The sequence below is a fragment of the Luteimonas vadosa genome (assembly GCF_039543545.1).
GTDB lineage: Bacteria > Pseudomonadota > Gammaproteobacteria > Xanthomonadales > Xanthomonadaceae > Luteimonas > Luteimonas vadosa.
This window is the reverse complement of sequence record NZ_BAABJY010000001.1, coordinates 639,724-657,201: the sequence shown is the minus strand read 5'-3', so window position 1 is coordinate 657,201 and position 17,478 is coordinate 639,724. Positions and strand designations below refer to the sequence as shown.

The window sequence follows — 17,478 nt, the reverse complement described above, 5'->3', positions numbered from 1 at the left end:
TGCCGGGCGCTGGTGCCTTTGCTGCATCGAGGATAGCAGCCCCTTGGATTGACCAGAGGGAGGCGTCTTCGCGGATTGATTGCCTCCGTCCCCTCTTGTTGTTTTTCCCTCAGTCGTCGGGGCCGTGCGCGAAGCTGAATGCCCGCGTGACCTGCCAGCGGCCGGCCTGCTCGCGCCACAGCAGGACGAAGTCCGCCCGCCCCTCGCAGGTGTCGGTGTCGTGCTTGCAGAAGCGGTGCGTTCCGCGAGCGAGTGCGCCGTATCCCTTGATCGGGAATGCCTCCAGCGTCCCGGCCACCAGTTCGCGCCGGTACTTGCCGCAGGCGTTCTTCGCGGTGTTCGCGATCATCTCGCCGCGCGTCAGGGTCACGCCGCCGAGGTCGTGGTAGAACTCGATGTCCTCATCGAAGTAGTCGGCATGGCGCTGCAGCTGCGCCGGGTCGCTGCAATGGTTGAAGGCATCGAACAGCGCTTCGTCCAGCGCCGCCACGGTGGCGTGGAGCGTGTCCGCAGCCCGTGACTCCTGTTTGGCGGACTGTGCGAAGACCGGCGACATGGCCAGGCTGATTATGGCCGTGCCGAGCAGCGGCAGCGACGGGCGAAGCATCATGGAATGTCCCCTCTCATGGCCCGGGCTCTTCGCGGCTGCGAAACGCCGTGCGGGCGGAACGGCCACGGTGGCAGGGTTGCTCCCTGGCCGCCAAGGGAATTGCGACGAAACAAGGATGGACGCGACGAAACCCTGCAGCACGGCGATGTGCGAGGGTCAAGAAATTGACCCAGAGATTGTCTCTGACACATTTTTCTATCGGTCGGATTTTGCTTCAGCTTCTCTCTCTAGCGAGAAGAGTTCGTTCACTATGTAGAACTCCCGGTATGCGAGTTCTACCCCGCCCTCAACTTCTCGGTGAGCCCTGGGGTTCCGATAGGCCAAGAATGCCGCTTCGAAAAGTTGCGCCCGCCCTTCCACTTCAGAGGCCGCAAGCCCGGGCCACGAAAGGATCGCTCCCGCTCCCCGGAAAGCCCTTCTGAAGACTTGCACGCCGTGAATCTCACCTGGTAGGCCACAACGTGACTTGACCGTTACCTCCAATCTTCGGAAGGCGTTGAAGATCGCTCGATCTGGATCCTGCCCGATCAGCAGGGCGAGATCGACCAATCTTTCATCTAGGACGCGCCATGGAATCGACCCAGAGAACTGGTTTCGCATTGCCTCTGGGGGCGGCGTCCGTCCGAGCAGGCCATCACGCTTATAGTCATGAAGACGCAGCGGTCTTACAACGCGAGCCTTTTCAATCGCTTCTAGGTCGTTGGGACGGAGGTCGCAGGCATCTAGGCGATTGAGGACTCTCTCAGGCACCTCAACCTCGTCCGTCTCGACTGAGAAGCGCTCAAGCAGATGCAGTGCGATCGCGAGTCCGGCTGGTCCCTCACCGCTGTATCCGGAAGTGAATCCACAACGAATGAAGATTGGTTCTGGAGAATCTGCATCCAGATAAAAGCCATGCCGGCCATCATGGGTGAGTAGCAAGGCGTGGCGGATCTGTAGTGAAGTAGCAAGTAGGCGAACTAAAGCGTCCAAGCAGGATTGCGTCGTCTGTTGTGAACCGTGGTACTCCGCAGCCTGGTGTTGTGCCGCACTGGTCTTATGCATCATGGCTTCCAATGAAAATTGTCCCTGACACCTACTTCCTAGTCCCGCCCAGGCGGTGGGAGAAATTGTCCCTGACACCTTTTCCCCACACTTCCCCGTCCTACAAATTGCGTCGAGTGCCATCAATTGTTCCTGCGTTTCGACTACTGACCATAGAGCCGCCGGATGGATCGGGTCGTCGTGAATCAGAAGTCCGTACAGCAAGCGGTCGTCAATGCGCTTTAGAACGAAAGTTAGACTGGATCCCAGTAGAATGCTTTTCAGTACGAGGGTGCTGGCCTTTATGAGCAGAGTAGCTTCGAACCCACCTTCGCCCAAAGCGTAGTCAAGCTTGACCAGCTGGGGACAAGCCAAGAATTCGCATCGGTTTTCGCTGGACAGAATGTGCATAGATGTTGGCTAGGCCGGTGAATGAACGTCGCGGGGACCAAGCGGTGTCGACCAAGCGGGGTCAGGTTCCCTTCTGAAGTAGCCCAACCTCCACGCAACCCCGAGACCGGCTCGCATGCCGTGACAGCGTCGCCTTGAGCACCTCCCCGCTCCCCTCCATAGCAGCGCGGGCAGGCCGGTGTAGCGCGATTCGCGCCTCAGATCGCGCGCTGGGCACGCCGTAGCTGGAACCCCATTTCGTCGAACTCGTTAACCTGCGCCCGGTGGGCGTTGGTAGCGCGTGATTACGTGGGCCCGGGTAGGAAGGTGGCGGCGGATCGAACGTCAAGAGCGCACGAAAGCCAAGAGCGCCGCGTAGTCTGCTCTGTCTGCCAGACGGATGGCGGCTAAGTAATACTTTCGTGCATTAATTGAGGACAGTGATGCGCCCCACGTAAAGACCGCAGCGCCTTGCTGCTGAAGATAGTAATCCGCCGCATACCGTGAGACGCGCCCATTACCGTTTGGGAAGGGGTGGATCCAGGTCAGGCGGTGATGCAGGCGCGCGGCTTGTTCATCCAGACAATAGCTGTCGAATTCCCGCCACGCGGCGGCATCATCAAACAGATTCTGAAGTTCAGTGGCAATTTGATGTGGCGCCACGCCTATGTTGCGCTCGGTCTGCCGATATATTCCCGCCCAAGTCCAAACGTCTTCGAACATCGCCCGATGAAGTCCGCGTAGAAACTCTGCCGATGCTACCTGCACGCCGGCATCTAGTTGTCTATTTGCCCAACGGGAAGATTGACGGATGTTATGCGCTTCCGCCTCGTTCAAATCGTCGCGCGTGCTAATCCACCGAGGAATCAGACCATGGGCCTCGTCGGCATCGAGGGGTGTTTGGCCATCGTCCAATTCCCCTTCAAGCGGACGAGGGTCGTTCATTTGGACGTAATGCGTTGCCTGACACGCCACAGTTGACTATCCGGTATGACCTCCTCGGCCTGTCGGAGAAGGTTGTTCCGCCAGTCGGGATCGGTCGCGCTCTGGCCTTCGAGGTCCATGTGGTGATTGGTTCGCGTCACCACATCCGAAAAAACTCGCAAGCGCTGCTCGTCCACCATGGTTTGCAGTGACTTGCGCGGCACAAGTGCATAGACCAGGTCGCACCCCAAAGCGTCAGCGGCACGTTGTAACGTGTCTAGCCGGATCGTACGACTGCGTTCGCTCTCTTCTAGTTTCGCTGCCGTACTGCTGCGAACGCTCATGTTCCGACCTAAATCGGCTTGTGACATTCCCATGGCTTCACGGATGGCGCTGATCCACCCTCCCTTGGGCACCAAGTGCAGTCGCTGAGGCAACTGGCGCCATTGATTTCCTACGTCATCCAACTTGCGTCGAGCGAGTCGTTTCATACTTTGGGATGTACTATTCGCGCCCATTCTTGTCGCCCTCTAAGGCGAGAGTGTGATACAGTTTAACTCCCTGTAGGGATGAAATCAAATAGAAATTATATCCCCAGGGGGAGCAAGTTGATTAATTGATTACTCCCTGCGGGGCGAGAACACTCCGCTGAAGTCGTAAGTTTTCATCTAGGCCCCGGCTTAGGTGTACGGCTACGATCCCCGTTAGTGCAACCTCCACCCCAACCCCGACACCCGGCTCGCATGCCGCGACAGCGCGGTCTCGATCACCTCGGCGCTCCCCGCGATATGTAACGCGGAACGGGCGCGGGTCAGGCCGGTGTAGAGCAGTTCCCGGCTGAGCACGCGGGCGTCCATGCGCGGCAGCTGCAACCAGACCTCGTCGAACTCGCTGCCCTGGGCCTTGTGCACGGTGGTGGCGAAGGCGGACTCGTGCGCGGGCAGCGCGGCGGGATGGAAGGCGCGGACTTCGTTGGCGCCGGCGCCGCCGTTGCCGGGGAACCAGGCCAGCGGGGTGCCGTCGTCGCCGGGCAGGCAGAGGCCGACGTCGCCGTTGAACAGCTGGTGGCGGTAGCTGTTTTCGGTGACCAGCAGCAGGCGGCCGGGGAACCAGGCCGGCGGCGCGCCGATGCGGCGGCCGGCGAGCTGCGACTCGATGCGGGCGTTGAGGCCGCGCGCGCCCTGCGGGCCTTCGCGCAGCGCGGTGAGCAGGCGCAGGCGGTTGGCCTGGCGCAGGGCCTGGGCGGGATCGGTTTCCGTGGCGAGCGTGCGCCAGTGGGCGAGCAGGTCGGGGCGGGCCTGCAGCGGGTCGTCGACGCCTTCATGGAAGTAGACGTTGGACAGGGTGTCGCCGCGCAACAGGGCGAGCACGGTGCGGGCGTCGCCGTCGCGGACGGCTTCGGCCAGGGGGGCGAGGTCGAGTGCGGCGTCCTGGCGCCAGCCGCGGCGGAGGTGGACGCGGTGGCCGTGGAGGGGGGTGGTGGTTGCGGAAGCAGGATCAAGAGCCCCCCTCCCCGGCCCTCCCCCGCGCGCTTCGCACGCAAGGGAGGGAGAAGAGCCAACCGGCCCTCGCCTGTGCGCTTCGCGCGCAAGGGAGGGAGGAGAGCCGAGCAGGGGCTGGAGCGCGTCGGCATCGTCGGCGGACAGCGCGTCGCCCGGGCCGGCCGCGGCGAGGATGGCGGCGAGGACGTCGCCGGCTTCGACCGAGGGCAGCTGGTCGGGGTCGCCGAGCAGAATGAGCTGCGCGCCCTCGCCCACCGCCTCGGCCAGCTTGCACATCAGCGGCAGGTCGACCATCGAGGCCTCGTCGACGACGACGATGTCGAAGGGCAGCGGGTGGTCGGCGCGGTGGCGGAAGCGCGGCGAGTCGGGGATGGTGCCGAGCAGGCGGTGGAGGGTGCTCGCGTCGGTGGGGAGTGCTTCGAGCAGGGTGGTGTCGACGCCGAGGTCGGTCATCTGCTGCGATGCGCGGCGCAGGCTTTCGGCCATGCGTTCGGCGGCGCGGCCGGTGGGGGCGGCCAGGGCGATGCGCGGCGATTTCTGTCCGGCGTGCGCGGCCTGCGCGATGCGCAGCACCAGCAGGCGGGCGATGGTGGTGGTCTTGCCGGTGCCGGGGCCGCCGGTGACCAGCAGCAGGGCGCGGCGCAGGGCGAGGGCGGCGGCGCGGGCCTGGTGGGGGTCTGCGGTCGCCCCCTCTCCCGCTTGCGGGACGGGGTTGGGGTGCGGGGCTGCTGAACGAAGAGCGCCCTCACCCGCGCCTTCGGCGCGACCTCTCCCGTGAACGGGAGAGGTGATGGGGGCCGGCTGGGTGTCGGGGACAGGAGCGGTGTCTGGGACGGGCGAGGTGGCTGCCGCAGCGCGGGGCGTTAGCCCTTCCCCCGCTTGCGGGGGAAGGGTTGGGATGGGGGCCGCGGGGAACAGGGTTGCGAACAGCGGCGCGATGGCGGTGACGTCGGCCTCGGGCATGGGCTGCGCGGCGATGCGCCTGAGTTGCAGGGCAAGGCGGCGCTCGTATTCGCGGTAGCGGCGTAGGTAGAGGAGGCCGTGCTCGAGGGCGAGCGGTGCGGCGGCGGCTTGTTCGTCCGTGGTTGCGGGCGTGGCGACCCAGGGGGAGTCCGCGAGTTGTTGCCGCCAGTCGTCGGCGTCGGGCCATGGCAGGTCCGCGTCGGTGAGCTGGCGTGGGCGCGCGGGATCGAAGCCGGCGTGGCCTTGCGACACAGCGAGCGATGCGAGTGCGGCGGCGGCGAGTACGGCGTCGGGGGTGTCGGGGTCGAGGCGGCGCAGGCTCTGCGCCAGCGCGTCGTCGAGGACGCGCAGGACGCCGGCTTGTTGGAGGGCGCGTAGGAGGGTCATGGAGCGCCCCCACCCCCGCCCTCCCCCGCAAGCGGGGGAGGGAGTGATTCGTGTGCGCGTGCGGGCACGCGGCCGGGATCGGTTGCGCCGAACAAGGCATCCAGTGCGTGCACCAGTTCAGGACTGAAGCGCTGGGCGTGGATGCCGGGCGAGTCGTCGCGTGTGGCGTCGAGGCCGCGGCAGAAGACGTAGCGGATGCCGCCGAAGTCGCGGGCGTAGTCGTAACTGTCGCCGAGGCGGAAGCGCAGCCAGCGGTGCAGGGCCAGGGTGTAGATCAGCGCCTGCAGGTCGTACTCGCTGTGCGCCATCGCGCGCTGCAGTGCGGCGGTGTCGTAGCCGGGCAGGCGGTTGGACTTGTAGTCGAGCACGTACCAGCGGCCGTCATGCCGGTAGGTGAGGTCGATGAGGCCGGTCATCAGGCCTTCCAGCCGCTGGCGCAGGCCGAAGCCGTGGCGGTCGCGGACCACGCCGTGGGCGTGCAGCAGTTGCAGCAGGGCATCGACCTGCAGGGGTTGCAGGGCGAACTGGAATTCGATTTCCGGGCGACGCTCTTCGAACGGCAGGTCGCACAGGCGCGTGCCTTCGGGCAGCGGCACCGTGAGCGTCTGGCCGATGAACTGCGTGGTCAGCGCGACGCCGTCGTCGACCACGTCGGCGCCGTAGCCTTCGGCGCGCAGGGCCTCGGCGATGACGAGGTCGTGGCCGGCGGGTGCGGCGTTGCCGGGTTGCCAGTCGCGCCAGGCGGCGAAGCCGGGCTGCACGTGTTTGTCGCGCCCCGATGCAACGTCTTGCAGTGCCATGTGTTCCAGCGCGCCGTGCAGCGCAACGCCGTAGCGGTTCCCGGCGAAGCGCGGATCGAAGTCGGCCTCAACCGGCGCATCCTCGGCGGCATCGGGTTCGTCGTGGCCCCCAGGTGCGGGCAAGGTCGACGCCGCGGTCGCGTCGCCGGCGTCGGCGCGGGCGAGCTGGCTGAAGCTGTGCACCCACCAGTCGTGCGACAGGCGGCGGGTGGCGGTGCGCGCGGGCGGGATGGCGGCGTCGGACTCGGGCGGCAGGCGTGGCAGCACCTCGGGCGGCAGGGCGTCGTCGAACACGAGGCCCGGCGTGGCGGCGAGCGTGCGAGGGTCCTGCAGCATCCCCGCCAGGGGCGTGTTGCCGTGCAGGTAGAAGTCGCCGCTGGCGATCCACAGCGCGTGCTCGGCGCGGGTCAGGCCGACGTAGAGCAGGCGCGCGTCCTCGGCGCGCTGTTCGGTCTTCCACGCCTCCTTCGCCGCGTCCCATTCGGCTTCGGGCAGGTCGAGCTTCCAGTGCAGGCGGCGGCCGTGCGCGGCGTCGTGCGCGATGCAATAGCCCGCCGGCGACTTGTCCTGGCGGCCGATGCCGACGAAGGGCAGGAACACGAGCGGGTATTCGAGGCCCTTGGCCTTGTGCAGGGTGACGATCTGCACGCGGCGGGCGTCGGACTCCAGCCGCAGCTGCTGGGTCTCGTCGTCCGCGTCGGCGGTGGCGATGCGGTGGCCCAGCCAGTCGACCAGGCCGTGCAGGCCGAGCGCGCCCGCCTGCGCTTCCTGCAGCAGTTCGGCCAGCTGCAGGTAGTTGCTGACCCGGCGCTCGCCGTCGAGCAGGCCGAGCAGGCGCTCCGATCCGGCTGCGCACAGGTCGCCGGCCAGGGCGAGCGGACCGCCGCGCAGCAGGCGCTCGCGCCAGGCCAGCGCCTGCGCTTGCCAGTGGCGGTGCGCGTCGACCGAGGCGCCTTCGGCCGGATGCTCGAGCGCTTCGATGCCGGCCGCGTCGACGCCGACCAGCACGGTGGACAGCGCCGCGCGCAGGCGGCCGTCGTCGCCGGCGTGCAGCAGGGCGAGCAGCAGCGCGTGCAGTTCGCGGGCCTCTTCGGTGGCGAACAGGCTGAGCTTGCCGGCGGCGACGGCGGGGATGCCGGCCAGGGCGAGCGCGCGCTGCACCAGGGTCGCTTCGTGGTGGCTGCGCACGAGCACCGCGATGTCGCCCGGCTGGACGGGTCGCAGCGCGTCGCCGTCCTTCAGCGTCGCGCGGCCCGCGCGCGCATCCGACAGCACGCCGTGGATCGCGGCGACGCAGGCGCGGGTGGCGAGCGCGCGCGATTCCGGTGCACTCCAGTTCTTGGGGTCGCCCTTCTTGTCGAACTCGCCGGTCGGAGGCGCGCGCCAGACGGTGAGCGCCGGCGCGGGCTCTCCGTCGCGCAGGAAGTCGTCGTCGCCGCGCTTGCCGCCCGCCTCGACCGGATGGAAACGGATGCGCGGATCGACGAAGGGCGGCGCATCGACCTGCTTGTTGCCTTCGTCCTCGAAGGCGGCCTGCGCCCTGACGTAGAGCGCGTCGATGGCGGCAAGCACCGACGGCCGCGAGCGGAAGTTGTGCGCCAGCGGCGGCGCCTTGCCCGCCCTGTCGCCGGCCGCGAGGTAGGCGTGCACGTCGCCGCCGCGGAAGCCGTAGATCGCCTGCTTGGGGTCGCCGATGAGGGCGAGGAAGCGGGTGTCGGTGTCATCGGCGTGCGCCTTTGCCAGCGCGCCGATGGCGTGCACGCCGTCCGCGGCCTCTGCGGCATCCGCTTCGCCACGCACGTCTGCGCCGAACACGCGCGCGAAGATCCGCCACTGCCGCGCGTCGGTGTCCTGGAACTCGTCGACCAGGGCGACGCGGTACTGCACGCGCAGGCGCTCGGCGAGCGCGTCGCCGTGGTCGCCGTCGAGGGCATCGGCGACGCCGTCGATCATGTCGTCGTAGGTCTGCACGCGGCGCTGCTGCTTGAGCAGGGCGAGGCGCGCGTGCGCCTCGTCACGGATGCGGTGCAGCAGGGCGGCGCGGCGCGCGTGCTTCCAGGCCGACAGCGCCGCGAGCGCATCGAGGTAGCCCGCGAGCGCGTCGCAGAGCGGGGAATCCGGCGTCAGCCCCGCGCCCTTGGCATTGGTCTTGTCGAGCAGCGTCTCGCGCCGCAGGTTGGGCAGCTTGGCGTGCTCGAACGGGGTGTCGAGGGTGCCCGCGCACCAGGCCGCGGCCTCGGCGAACAGCGGCTCGATCCACTCGGCCCGGTAGCTGCCCGCGTTGAGGACCTTGGCGTCGAGCGCCGCCAGCAGGGCGGCGCGGAAGTCGTCGCCGTGCGCGCGGAAGGCCTGCGCCAGTGCCTCGGCAGCGGCGCGCACCTGCGCAACGGGTTCCGGTGGCAGCGGCACGTCCGGCGGCAGCAGCACCGGCTCGCGCAACAGGTCGCGCAGGTCGGCGGCGAGCGCGGCGTGGCCGCCCGGCCACAGCGCGGCGAGGTCGTCGACCGCCGCGTCGTCGATGGCGTGGCTGCGCCAGAGATCGGCGGCGAGGGCTTCGCGCAGGTCGCGGTCGTTGGCGAGCAGCTCGGGCGGATCGAAGCCCTGCCCGCTTTCCAGCGCGTGCTCGCGCAGCACCCGCGCGCAGAAGCCGTGGATGGTGAAGATCGCGGCGAGGTCGATGTCCAGCAGCGCCTGGCGCAGGCGGCGGCGCAGGGCGTCGTCGCTTTCGCCGCGGCGGTCGCGATGCGCCTGCAGCAGCTGCCGGGTCAGCGTCGCCGCCGGGGGTTCGCCATCGGCCGCCGGCGTGCCGACGAGGTCGTGCGCCAGCTGCAGGCGTTCGCGGATGCGCTTGCGCAATTCCTGTGTGGCGGCCTCGGTGTAGGTGACGGCGAGCACCTGGCCGATGCGCAGGTCGCGTTCGACCACCAACCGCGTCACCAGCGTGGCGAGGGTGAAGGTCTTGCCGGTGCCGGCGCTGGCCTCGATGAGCTGCGTACCGGACAGCGGCAGGTCGAGCCAGGGATCGCGGGCGACGGGCGCGCTCATGCGGCGTCCTCGGCGTCGTCGCGCTCGGACACGGTCGTGCGATCGAGGTGGATCGGGCTGGGCGAGCCGAGGGTGGTGGCGCCGAACACGATGCCCGTCAAGCGCGCGAACTCGCGCTGGGTGTCGGCGTCGGCGAACGGATCGCGCCCGCGCAGCGCCAGGCGCAAGGCGTCGGCATCGCCTTCGGCCCAACCCTTCCCGTAGCCGCTGCCGCGCCACTTCTTCGCGGCCGCCTCCAGGCCACGCTCCGTCGTCGCGGCCCGATGCAACTCCCAGGCGCTGTAAGGCGCGAACGGCAGCGGCCGGCGCAGGCCTTCGCTGCGCAGCGCCAGCAACTGGCGCAGTGATTCGATTGCGGCCTCGCGCGGCAGCACGCGGCGCGGGTAGGCGCCGACACCGTCTTCTTCGTGTTCGTGGAATTCGACGAAGGGCACTTCGCTGCCGGTGGCGGCGAGCAGCAGCCAGTCCAGGCCATTGCGGATCGTCGACGGGCCGTTGGGCGTGCCGAAGCGGACGCGTGCGATGCCCTGCGACCAGGCATCGCCGAGGCGGCCCTGCAGGCGCACGCCGTCGATGTCCACCTCCAGCGGCAGCGGTTTCGAAACGGCGTCGCCTCGCCACCGGGCGAAGGCATCGGCGTAGGGCGCGATCTCCCGGGTGAGCTCGGCCAACGCGCGCCGCCCCGAGGGGCCGGACGGCAGCAGGCCGCGGGCGCGCAACAGCGCCTGCAGGGCGTCGGCCTCGTGGCCGGCCAGGAGGCCGTCGAACACCGCGAGCTGCAGCCAATGCCGCTCCAGTCCGCGGCCCGGCGCCTGCAGTGGCTCGATGTCCTCGACGGCGTCCTCGACCTCCGGCAGGCGCAGCCCCAGGCGCTGGCGCAGGAACTCGCCGGCCGGATCGAGCAGGAAGCGCCGCAGTGCATCGATCGACAGTTCGCTGTCCGCTTCCACGGGCGGCGCGAGCGCGATGGCGGCATCCATCCACGGCCCCAGCGCGCGGCGCGGACCGGACAGCTGGCCGGCCGCCGGATGCCACTGGCCGCGGTAGCTGAAGCGCCGCGCGTCGCCGGCGCCAAAGGCCGCGGGCGAGAACGGCTGCAGCGGATGGTGCAGGACGAGCTCGCGCGCGGCGGCGGCCGAATCGGCGTGGTACGCGGCGGCGGCCGCGAGCAGCTCGGTCACCAGCGCCGAGGGCTCGCGCACGCTGCCGTCGCGCGGGTCGGCGCCGAGCCAGCTGACATGGAACACGTCCTGCGCGGCGGAGAACAGTTGCAGGAACAGGTAGCGGTCGTCGTCGCGGGTGGAGCGGTCGCCACGGCGGCGCGCATCGGTGCCGAGTTCGGCGGTGAGGCGGTTGAGCCCGGCGGCGGGATCGCGGCGCGGGAAGTCGCCATCGTTCATGCCGAGCAGGCAGACGACGCGGAAGGGCAGCAGGCGCATGGGCACCATGCGCGCGAAGCTGACGCCGCCGGTGAGCAGGGGCGCGCGCGTGTCGGCCGCCGACAGCACCGCATTGAAATGCGCACGCACCACGTCGGCCGGCAGCGGTGCATCGAAGCCGGCGCGGTCGGCGTCGCGCGCGAAGTCGTCGACGAGTGCGCGCAGCCGGTCGAGCGCGCGCTGGCCGGCGGGCGTCGCCGGCGGCTTCGGCAGCAGGGCGTCGAGCAGGGCCAGCAGGCGCTCGCGCCACTGGGTGGGCGTCATCGCATCGCGGAGGATGCGTTCGTGGCGGGCGAGCACGCGCAGCAGGCGCAGCAGGGCGTCGAGCGCACCGAGTGCGCCGCCCTCGAGCTCGGGCCAGGGCGCGACCTGCTGTCCGCCGGCGGTCGCGATGTCGACGTCGTCGCCGATGGCGTGGCCGAGCAGCAGGCGGTCGAGCGCGAACTGCCAGGTGTAGGCGTCGTCGTCCGGCGCGCCCTGGCGCGCGCGGTGCGCGGCGTCCAGCCCCCAGCGCGCGCCGGCGCCGTGCAGCCAGCCGCGCAGGCGCTCGAACGCGGCGGCGTCGAGCCCGGCGGCTTCGGCCAGCGGCGGGCTGGCGAGCAGGTCGAGCATCTCGTCCAGGCCGAAGCGCGACACCGGCAAGGCCAGCAGGCGCAGGAACACCGCCGCCAGCGGCTCGTCGGCGAGCGGGCTGGCATCGGCGACGGCGTAGGGGATGCGGCCCGCGGACGCGGCGTCGCCCGCGCCGTGGTCGCCGAACACCGCGTCCAGGTAGGGCACGTAGGGATCGATGTCCGGCGCCAGCACCGCGATCTCGCGCGGCTGCAGCGGCGGGTCGAAGCGCGCGTCCTCCAGCAGCCCGCGCAGGCGGTCGTGCAGCACCTGCAGCTCGCGCAGGCGGGTGTGGCAGGCGTGCGCCTGCAGGCTCGGATCGTCGGGCGCGACGCCCTCGCGCAAGGGACCCGAGGGCGTGGCGCGGCGATGGAACAGGTCGGCCTGCATGCGGTGCAGCAGGCTGTCGCGCAGGCCGCCCTCGGCCATCGGACGGCCGCCGGCGTCGGCGGGATCGGCGTAGGCCGCGATCTCGCCGGAGGGATGCACGATCTCGTATCCGCCGAGCACGGCCATGAAGTCCCGGCCGGCGGCGCCCCAGTCGCGCAGCAGCGGGTTCTCGAGCGCCTCGTCGCCGAAGGGATCGGCCGCGCCCGCACGCAGGCGCGCGCCCAGCGACTGCAGGTCGCCCCAGTACGCCTTGCTCGGCGTCGGCAGGTAGAAATGCAGCGTGCCCACGCGGGCCTGCGAGGCGACGACGCGCAGCACGTCCGGCGAGACGTTGAGGATGGCGAAGGCGAACAGGCGCGCGGGCAATCCGGTCGGTGCCGCGTCGCCGTCGACGAAGCGCGCGAGGTAGTCCTGCAGGCGGCGCGCGCGATGCCTGCGGCCCGTGGCGATGGCGCGCCACAGGATGGCCTGCGGGTCGTCGGGATCAGCGCCGCCTTCCCAGCGCAGCAGCCAGTCGCGGCGCCAGGCCATGTACTTCTCGAACGTCGCGGCCAGCTCGCCCGCCAGGGCCCACGGTCTCACCGGGTCGGGCGGGCGCGCCGCGCGGCCGGCGAGGTAGCCGGCCAGCGACGCCATCGCCGGCTTCGCCATCAACGCCGGGTCCGAAAGCGCCGCGTACAGCCGCCACTGCAGGGAGGACGCGTCCAGGTCGTCGTCGGCCGGCCCGAGGTTGGCGTCCAGGGCACGGGCCACGAACTCGCCCGGGGTCAGGAAGGCCAGGTTGGCCGCAATTCCGTGGCGCTGCGCCAGCGTCGCCTGCAGCCAGCGCCGCATCGCCGCCTGCGGGATGAGGATGGTGTCCGGCGCGAGCAGGGGCTGGCCCGGCGCCGGGGTGCGCAGTTCCTCGGCGAGCAGCCCGGCCAGGACCTCCAGCGCGTTGGAATGGTAGAGGCGGAAGTCGGCCGGGCGTCCGTGCATGCCGGCCATGATGCCGGAGGGCGGTCGCACCCGCCGAGAACTGATTTGCCGCGGGCGGAGCTGCGGACGCAGCCGGTGATCGCGCCCAAAACCGGTACCCTGCTCCGCATGAGCCCCGATTCAGCCCCCGGCAGGCATGCTGCGCGGGTTTCGTCCCCCGGCGGCGCGGCCCGCGCCCCTTGCCTTCCGACCCCATGACTGCAGCCGACGCTATCGACATCGCCGTGCGCCTCACCGACGTCCGCCTCGACCGCGGCGCGCACACCGTGCTGTCCGGGATCGACCTCGAGGTCCCGCGCGGCAGCATCACCGCGGTGCTCGGCCCCTCGGGCAGCGGCAAGTCGACCCTGCTGGCGGCGCTGACCGGTGAACTGGCGCCCGCCGCCGGCACGGTGGAGGTGCTCGGCCAGCGCGTGCCGCACCGCCAGCGCGACCTGCTGGAGCTGCGCAAGGGCATCGGCGTGCTGCTGCAGGGCAATGGCCTGCTCACCGACCTGACCGCGGCCGAGAACATCGCCCTGCCCCTGCGCACCCACACCGACCTGCCGCGCGCGGTGGTCGACCGGCTGGTGGCGATGAAGCTGCACGCCGTCGGCCTGCGCACCGCCGGCACGCTGTATCCGCGCGAGCTGTCCGGCGGCATGGCGCGGCGCGTGGCGCTGGCGCGCGCGCTGGCGCTGGACCCGCCGCTGATGGTCTACGACGAGCCGCTGACCGGCCTGGACCCCATCGCCAGCGGCGTGATCATGAGCCTGATCGCGCGGCTCAACGCGACCCTGCACCTGACCAGCATCATCGTCACCCACCACGTGCACGAAACGCTGCCGGTGTGCGACCGCGCCATCGTCATCGCCAACGGCCGCATCGTGTTCAGCGGCACGCCGGCCGAACTCGAGGCCACCGACGACCCGCTGGTGCTGCAGTTCCTGCGCGGCGAGCCGGACGGGCCGATCGCCTTCGATACTGCCGTGCGCAGCGAGGCCGCCTGATGCCCTTCGTCGCCGCCACCCGTTCGCTCGGCCGCGCCGGCCTGTTCTCGCTGGCCGTGCTGCGCGCATCGAAGCCGACCGCGGACTTCTTCGCCGAGCTCGTCCGCGAGATCTACAAGATCGGCGCGCGCTCGCTGCCGATCATCGCCGTCGGCGGTGCCTTCGTCGGCCTGTCGGTGACCTTGCTGGGCTACCGCGCGCTGGAAACCTACGGCGCGTCCAACCAGATCAGCGCGCTGGTGGGGCTGGGCCTGTACCGCGAACTGGCGCCGGTGCTGACCGCGCTGCTGTTCGTGGGCCGCGCGGGAAGCTCGATCGCCGCCGAGCTGGGCCTGATGCGCGCCACCGACCAGATCACCGCGCTGGGGCTGATGGCGATCGATCCGATCGCCAAGGCGGTCGCGCCGCGGTTCTGGGCGGCGGTGATCACGGTGCCGCTGCTGACCGGGTTCTTCTGCAGCCTGGGCATCACCGCCAGCTACTTCGAGGCGGTGCACGTGATCGGCATCGAGTCCGGCACGTTCTGGCAGGTGCTGCGCGACGCGGTTGATTTCCGCGACGACTTCCTGGTCGCCTTCCAGAAGGCGGCGGTGTTTGGCGGCACCGCGGCGCTGGTCGCGTCCTACGTCGGCTACCACGCCGAACCGACCATCGAGGGCACCTCGGTGGCCACCACCAAGGCGGTGGTGAATGCCTCGCTGCTGGTGCTGATGTTCAACTTCATCCTTTCCGCATTGCTGTTCCGTTAAGCAAGCCCCCTGCCGCGCCGGGCGCATGCCCGGGCGGCGCAACCAGGTGACACTCATGGCGACACATGGTCCACGTCTCGAATTCGCGGTCGGCGCCTTCCTGCTCCTGGCGCTGGCATCGATGCTGGTGCTGGCGATCGCGTCCACCAACGGCAAGTTCGGCTTCTCGCGGAACACCTACGAGCTGACGGCGCGATTCACCAACCTGGGCCAGTTGCGGCCCAATGCGCCGGTGAAGGTGGGCGGCGTCACCATCGGACAGGTGGCCGACATTCAGCTTGATCCTGTCAAGTTCGACTCCATCGTCACCCTGGCGATCGACAAGCGCTACGACGAGATCCCGATCGACACCTCCGCCGGCATCCTCACCGGCGGCCTGCTGGGCGAGAGCTACGTCGGCCTGCAACCCGGCGGCGACATGGAAGTTTTCAGGCCCGGCGAGGAGATCGCATTCACCACGCCGGCGGTCGACCTGATCCAGATGGTCGGCAAGTACATGTTCGGCGGCGGCGCGCCGGCCGCGGACGACGCGGCTGCCGAAGCTCCCGCCAGCGAAACACCCCCCATCGAAGAAGAGTCCACGCCATGAAGCACAACGTCCTCGCCATCGTCATCGCCTCGGCCCTCGCCGCGGCCACCCCCGGCCTGGCGCTCGCGCAGCAGAAGCCCGCCGCGACCACCGCCGCCAAGAGCGCGCCCAGCCAGATGGTGCTCGACAACAGCCGGCGCGTGCTGGCGACCATCGAGAAGCGCCGCGCCGAATTCACCCGCGACCGGATGGCGCTGCGCAAGTTCATCGACAGCGAGTTCAACACCATGTTCGACCGCGACTACGCCGCGCGCCAGGTGTTGGGCCGCCACGGTCGCGGCGCCTCGGATGCCGACGTGGCCCTGTTCGCCGACGCGCTGGCCAACAACCTGATGCAGCGCTACGGCTCGTCGCTGATCGACTTCAACACCGAGCTGCGCGTGCGCATCAAGTCCGAGACCACGCTGCCCCGCGGCCTGGGCGTCAAGGTGTCGAGCGAACTGCTGCGCAGCGGCGGCGAGCCGATCCCGGTCGACTACCTGATGCGCCGCAGCGGGAGCAGCTGGAAGGTGTTCGACGTCATGGTCGAGGGCGTGTCCTTCGTGCAGACCTTCCGCCAGCAGTTCGACAACGAGCTGCAGCGCAAGTCGATCCGCCAGGTCGCGTCCGACCTGCGCAGCGGCCAGCTGCAGGCCGATGCGAAAAAGTGATGCCGCCACCGTGCGTCGCGATGGCGACGCGCTGGTGTTCTCGGGCACGCTGACCCGCGACGCGGTGGCGTCGCTGTGGAAGCCGGCCGTCGCGGCGCTCGATGGCGCGCGGCGGCTGGACCTGTCCGCCGTCGACCTCGTCGACAGCGCGGGGCTGGCCTTGCTGGCCGAGTTGTCCGAACGCGCCGGTGGCGCCGTGCTGCAGGGCAGCCCGGCCGGGCTGTCCGACCTGCGCAATGCGTACCGGTTGGCGCCGGGACTGGGTTTCGCCGCGCGGGACCAGTGACGCTGACGCTAGTGTCGGCGGCACGAGGGCCCTAGACTGCCGAACATGCGTCGCTTCCCAACCCCCATTCGCTCCTGCATGTCGCTGTTGCTGTGCGCGCTGCTGCTCGCCGGTTGCGCCGGCCAGACGCCACGCGACGCGGCCACGCAGCCCGCCTTGGTCGACGGTGGCGCGCTGGCCGCGGATGCCGACGTCGATGCCCGCGGGCCTGCCACCGGCCTGGACGCGACGTCCTCCGCCGAGGACGCGGCCCCGGCCGGTGTCGCCGACGCCGAAGGATGGCCGGCTGAGTCCCAAGCCGTAGGCGACGAGGCCCCGTCCGACGACCCCCGCACCCAGGCCGAACGTGATTTCGCCGCCATCTACGGCGCGACCTACGACCCGGTGGCCGACCCCACCCTGCCCCAGGCCGCGGTCCTGCCGTCGACCTACGATCCCTGGGAGCCGCTCAACCGCCGCGTGCATGCGTTCAACAACGCGATCGACCGCCGCATCGCCACCCCGCTGGCACGCGCCTACGTGGCCGCGGTGCCGCGGCCCGTGCGGCTGGGGGTCAGCAACTTCTTCAACAACCTGGGGCAGCCGGTCAGCGCGATCAACGCACTGCTGCAGGGCAAGCCGGTGCAGGCCAGCGCATCGCTGGCGCGCTTCCTGGTCAATGCCACGGTCGGCGTCGCCGGCGTGTTCGATCCTGCCACGCGCATGAACATCCCCAACCGCAGCGAGGACTTCGGCCAGACGCTCGGCGTGTGGGGGTGGGAAACCTCGCGCTACGTCGAACTGCCGCTGTTCGGGCCGCGCACCGTGCGCGACGTGTTCGGCCTGGTCGGCGACGCGCCGCTGTCGCCGGTGCAGCAGGTCGACAACGCCGAGGCGCGGTTCTTCCTGCAGGGCCTGCAGCTGGTCGACCTGCGTACGCAGCTGTTCGCCATCGACAGCATGCGCGAGGGCGCGACCGACGAGTACGCCCTGTTCCGCGACTCGTGGATGCAGCGGCGCCAGTACCAGATCTTCGGCGACCGCATGCGCGAAGGCGACGAGTCGTTGCCGGACTACCTGCGCGAGGACCAGTCCGACACCACGGTGCCGGTGGACGTGATGCCGATCGTGCCGGGCGGCGGCTGACCGCGAACCCCCTGGGCGCGACCGCCC

Annotated in this window: 13 protein-coding genes; 6 read left to right on the top strand and 7 right to left on the bottom strand. The window is 70.0% G+C overall.

The window, feature by feature from the left end; all coding sequences use genetic code 11:
• Window positions 1-109 precede the first annotated feature (109 nt).
• The 7 genes from ABD970_RS03015 to recC form a co-directional block, all read right to left on the bottom strand.
• Window positions 110-610 carry a nuclear transport factor 2 family protein gene (locus tag ABD970_RS03015; protein ID WP_345294010.1) on the bottom strand — a complete coding sequence of 167 codons (501 nt, stop codon included), beginning with the start codon at window positions 608-610 and terminating at the stop codon, window positions 110-112.
• Window positions 611-805: 195 nt separating this feature from the next.
• A complete protein-coding gene (locus ABD970_RS03010; protein ID WP_345294009.1) occupies window positions 806-1,657 on the bottom strand; it encodes a TIGR02391 family protein in 852 nt (283 codons plus the stop codon).
• 711 nt (window positions 1,658-2,368) lie between these two features.
• Window positions 2,369-2,968: a mobile mystery protein B gene (locus ABD970_RS03005; RefSeq protein WP_345294008.1), complete on the bottom strand. Its 600-nt coding sequence runs from the start codon at window positions 2,966-2,968 to the stop codon at window positions 2,369-2,371.
• Window positions 2,965-3,438, bottom strand: coding sequence for a helix-turn-helix domain-containing protein (locus tag ABD970_RS03000; RefSeq protein WP_345294007.1), 474 nt, complete (start codon window positions 3,436-3,438; stop codon window positions 2,965-2,967). Before ABD970_RS03000 ends, ABD970_RS03005 begins: the two co-directional genes overlap by 4 nt.
• 213 nt (window positions 3,439-3,651) lie before the next feature.
• Window positions 3,652-5,799 carry an exodeoxyribonuclease V subunit alpha gene (recD, locus tag ABD970_RS02995; protein ID WP_345294006.1) on the bottom strand — a complete coding sequence of 716 codons (2,148 nt, stop codon included), beginning with the start codon at window positions 5,797-5,799 and terminating at the stop codon, window positions 3,652-3,654.
• Window positions 5,796-9,644: a UvrD-helicase domain-containing protein gene (locus ABD970_RS02990; protein WP_345294005.1), complete on the bottom strand. Its 3,849-nt coding sequence runs from the start codon at window positions 9,642-9,644 to the stop codon at window positions 5,796-5,798. The genes recD and ABD970_RS02990 overlap by 4 nt, the downstream gene beginning before the upstream one ends.
• On the bottom strand, window positions 9,641-13,063 hold the full coding sequence (gene recC, locus ABD970_RS02985) for an exodeoxyribonuclease V subunit gamma (protein ID WP_345294004.1): 3,423 nt from the start codon (window positions 13,061-13,063) through the stop codon (window positions 9,641-9,643). The genes ABD970_RS02990 and recC overlap by 4 nt, the downstream gene beginning before the upstream one ends.
• 194 nt (window positions 13,064-13,257) lie before the next feature.
• On the opposite strand from recC, the gene ABD970_RS02980 reads away from it, so the two are divergent.
• The 6 genes from ABD970_RS02980 to ABD970_RS02955 are packed head-to-tail and all read left to right on the top strand — an operon-like array spanning window position 13,258 to window position 17,451.
• Window positions 13,258-14,052: an ABC transporter ATP-binding protein gene (locus ABD970_RS02980; protein WP_345294003.1), complete on the top strand. Its 795-nt coding sequence runs from the start codon at window positions 13,258-13,260 to the stop codon at window positions 14,050-14,052.
• Window positions 14,052-14,801 (top strand): MlaE family lipid ABC transporter permease subunit, encoded by a 750-nt coding sequence (locus ABD970_RS02975; RefSeq protein WP_345294002.1) that lies wholly within the window; start codon window positions 14,052-14,054, stop codon window positions 14,799-14,801. The genes ABD970_RS02980 and ABD970_RS02975 overlap by 1 nt, the downstream gene beginning before the upstream one ends.
• A gap of 55 nt (window positions 14,802-14,856) precedes the next feature.
• Window positions 14,857-15,390 carry an outer membrane lipid asymmetry maintenance protein MlaD gene (gene mlaD / locus ABD970_RS02970; protein WP_345294001.1) on the top strand — a complete coding sequence of 178 codons (534 nt, stop codon included), beginning with the start codon at window positions 14,857-14,859 and terminating at the stop codon, window positions 15,388-15,390.
• Window positions 15,387-16,040, top strand: coding sequence for an MlaC/ttg2D family ABC transporter substrate-binding protein (locus ABD970_RS02965; protein WP_345294000.1), 654 nt, complete (start codon window positions 15,387-15,389; stop codon window positions 16,038-16,040). Before mlaD ends, ABD970_RS02965 begins: the two co-directional genes overlap by 4 nt.
• Window positions 16,027-16,326, top strand: a complete 300-nt coding sequence (locus ABD970_RS02960; RefSeq protein WP_345293999.1) for an STAS domain-containing protein — start codon at window positions 16,027-16,029, stop codon at window positions 16,324-16,326. Before ABD970_RS02965 ends, ABD970_RS02960 begins: the two co-directional genes overlap by 14 nt.
• A 45-nt stretch (window positions 16,327-16,371) precedes the next feature.
• Window positions 16,372-17,451, top strand: coding sequence for an MlaA family lipoprotein (locus ABD970_RS02955; protein WP_345293998.1), 1,080 nt, complete (start codon window positions 16,372-16,374; stop codon window positions 17,449-17,451).
• Window positions 17,452-17,478 lie beyond the last annotated feature (27 nt).